Genomic DNA, 3118 nt, shown 5'->3' on the forward strand with positions numbered 1-3118 from the left:
CGCGCGGCCGCGACCGCCTGGTTCGCGCCCTTGCCGCCGTGAACGGTCTCGAACGTCGTACCGAGCAGCGTTTCGCCCGGCACCGGCAGGCGCGGCGCCCGTGTGACGAGGTCGATGTTGACGCTGCCGACGACAGCGATACGCGGTGAGGTGAGATCGCTCATGCTTGAATGTAATCGCTTACATTTGAGATCGACAAAATGGCCGGAAAGGCCGTCGTCTCTGAAAATTTCGCGGTGCGGGTGTAATCCATGTCTGACATAATACGGAACAGCATCAAGATAGCGCTTACATTCTCACAGGATCGAATGAGGATGCAAGCGCGGCCACCATGAATCGAGGGTAAACAATGACGCGACTGGCAACGCACGGCGCAGGCAGGCCTACCCCGCCGGGAGACGGCCGATGAGCACGACCCCGCCCCGCGGCGGCGCATCGCGGGCACGCCGCGGCAGCGGACGCTCGGTGCTCGGCGACGTCGCGAAACTGGCCGGCGTGTCGACCGCGACCGTCTCGCGCGTGTACAACGACCCCGGCAAGGTGTCGGCCGACGTGCAGCAGCGCGTGCGCGACGCGGCGCTCGCACTGAACTGGATTCCGAATGCGGCCGGCCGCGCGCTGGCGTCCACGCGTACCCACATTACCGGCGCGATCATTCCGACCCTCGACGACCAGGTGTTCGCGTCGCAGGTCGCCGGCATGCAGACGATCATGGCCGAGCACGGCATCACGCTGTTCCTCGGCTGCTCGAACTACGACCCCGCGCAGGCGCTCGCGCAAGTGCGCGCGATGCTGTCGCGCGGCGTGGAAGCAGTGTCGCTGGTCGGCGAAGCGTACCCGCCCGAACTGTTCGAACTCCTTGCGATGCATCGCGTGCCGTACGTCGTCACGTATGCGTACCGCGACGACAGCCCGCACTGCTGTATCGGCTTCGACAACCGCGCGGCGTTCGCGCGGCTCACCACGCACCTGCTCGACCTCGGCCATCGCGACTTCGCGATCATCATGCAGCCGTCGACGGACAACGACCGTGTCCAGGCACGCCTGCGCGGCATTCACGACACGCTGGCCGCGCACGGGCTCGCGGTGCGCCCCGTGCATCAGCACGAAGGCGCGGCCACGATCGCGTTCGGGCGAGCGAGCCTGCGCGCGATCGCCGGCAGCGATGCGGCGACGCGGCCGACCGCCGTGATCTGCGGCAACGACGCGCTCGCGCTCGGCGCGCTGCTCGAAGCGCAGGCGCTCGGCATCGACGTGCCCGCGCAGTTGTCGATCACCGGGTTCGACGACGTCGCGCTCGCGCGCGAGATCCAGCCGCCGCTGACGACGATGTGGGTCGACACCGACGCGATCGGGCGCCAGGCCGCGCACGCGTTGCTCGACGCGCTCGAGAACGGCGCCACGGGGCCCGGCCATGCCGTCCAGCCCGAGTTGCGCATACGGGAATCCGCCGCGCCGCCGGCGCCGGCGCCGGCGCCGGCGCCGGCGCCGGCGCAGGCACAGGCACAGGCACAGGCGCGCGCGGCGCGCAGGAAATAGCCGGGCAGCGCCCGGCTGACTGCATCACGTCGATCGGCAGCGTCTTGCCGAGCTTGTCGTGCCACGCGTGGCTCGTCTTCGGCGCCGGCGACGACATCACCCGTCGAACGGCACCAGCTCGTAATTCGTGCTGCGGCCGCCGGACGCCGAGCGACGCAGCATGCCCTGCTCGACGAGCTCCGTGATATCGCGCAACGCCGTGTCCTGCGAGCATTTCGCGAGGGCCGCCCACTTGGTGGTCGTCAGCTTGCCTTCGAAGCCGTCGAGCAGGCGATTCATGACCTTGACCTGGCGTTCGTTCATCGCGACGCCCGCGCACCGCTGCCAGAAACGCGCCTTGATCAGCACCGCATCGAGCGTCGTGTGCGCATGATCGATGGCCCGGCCCAGTGTATTCAGAAACCACGCGAGCCACTCCGTGACGTCGAGCGAGCCGCGCTGCGTGCGCTCCAGCACGTCGTAATACGCGTTGCGCTCGCGCTGGATCTGCGCGGACAGGCTGTAGAAACGCTGCGGGCTTCGGTCCGCGCGCGCCAGCACCAGATCGCCGAGCGCGCGTGCGATACGACCGTTGCCGTCGTCGAACGGGTGGAGCGTGACGAACCACAGATGCGCGAGCCCGGCCCGGATCAGCAACGGTTCGGCCGGCGGCGCGTTGAGCCACGCGAGAAAACGCCCGATCTCGTCGGGCACGCGTGCGGCCGGCGGCGCCTCGAAATGCACGCGCTGCCGGCCGATTGGACCGGAAACCACCTGCATCGGCCCGCTCGCATCCGTGCGCCAGCCGCCGACCGTGATGCGCGACAGCCCCGAGTAGCCGGTCGGAAACAGCGCGGCATGCCACCCGAACAGCCGCGCTTCGGTGACCGGCGCCGCCGAATGGGTCGTCGCATCCAGCACCATGTCGACGACGCCCTCGACGTGGCGATCGACCGGCGCCAGCGCGCCGATATCGACGCCGAGCCGGCGCGCGATCGACGACCGGACCGATGCGACATTCAGGCTCTCGCCCTCGATCGCGCTGGTCTTCACGACGTCGTCCGTCAGCGCGGCCAGGCTCGCCTCGTCGCGCAACGCCAGCCCGACATCCGCCAGCCGCCCGGCCAGCATGCCTTGCGCACGGCTGACGTCGGCGAGCGGCGTGGCGAGGGCCGGGAGGTCGAAACGCCATGCCGGCCAGTCGGCTGCTTCCCAGATAAAGGTGTAATCTCCGCTCATCATGCGGAGATTATCCGCTCATTCGCCGCGCGACTCAACTATCTCCGCAAAATTTGCGGAGATTAATCTCCCCATTCACCGCAAAGCGGCCGGCTACCGTACCCGGCCCACCCCGTTCCCAGCCGTGGGCGCCGGCTCCCCGAGCCGCTCCGCGAGAAACCCGATGAACGTGCGCAGCGTGACGAACCCTTCCCGGTGCTGCGGAAACACCGCATTGAGCGTGATCGGCGGCGGCACGTACGCGTCGAGCACCGGCACGAGCGCGCCGCTGTCGAGCGCCGCGCCGACGATGAAGTGCGGCAGCAGCGCAATGCCGAGCCCCGCGATCGCGGCGTCGCGCACCACTTCGCCGTTGTTCGCG

4 protein-coding genes are annotated in these 3118 nt (G+C 69.0%); 1 reads left to right on the top strand and 3 read right to left on the bottom strand.

The window, feature by feature from the left end:
- Positions 1-164: PfkB family carbohydrate kinase (locus H3O04_RS34735; protein WP_237666544.1), on the bottom strand; the 164-nt coding region annotated here is incomplete at its 3' end.
- A gap of 241 nt (positions 165-405) precedes the next feature.
- Between H3O04_RS34735 and H3O04_RS34740 the strand changes: the two genes are divergently transcribed.
- A complete protein-coding gene (locus tag H3O04_RS34740; protein ID WP_202589454.1) occupies positions 406-1539 on the top strand; it encodes a LacI family DNA-binding transcriptional regulator in 1134 nt (377 codons plus the stop codon).
- Between the two features lie 96 nt (positions 1540-1635).
- Here H3O04_RS34740 and H3O04_RS34745 read toward each other — a convergent pair whose 3' ends face one another.
- Both H3O04_RS34745 and H3O04_RS34750 read right to left on the bottom strand, forming a co-directional pair.
- Positions 1636-2760, bottom strand: coding sequence for a Fic family protein (locus H3O04_RS34745; protein ID WP_202589455.1), 1125 nt, complete (start codon positions 2758-2760; stop codon positions 1636-1638).
- A 90-nt stretch (positions 2761-2850) separates the two neighbouring features.
- Positions 2851-3118, bottom strand: a 268-nt coding sequence (locus tag H3O04_RS34750; RefSeq protein ID WP_237666543.1) for a LysR substrate-binding domain-containing protein, incomplete at its 5' end; no start/stop codon positions are given.

Source organism: Burkholderia sp. KCJ3K979, from assembly GCF_016759955.1.
Classification (GTDB): Bacteria; Pseudomonadota; Gammaproteobacteria; order Burkholderiales; family Burkholderiaceae; genus Burkholderia; species Burkholderia orbicola.

Excerpts from the sequence above, each read along its gene's own strand:
- H3O04_RS34740 (WP_202589454.1), top strand. The coding sequence starts at position 406 with ATGAGCACGACCCCGCCCCGCGGCGGCGCATCGCGGGCACGCCGCGGC.
- H3O04_RS34745 (WP_202589455.1), bottom strand. The coding sequence starts at position 2,760 with ATGATGAGCGGAGATTACACCTTTATCTGGGAAGCAGCCGACTGGCCG.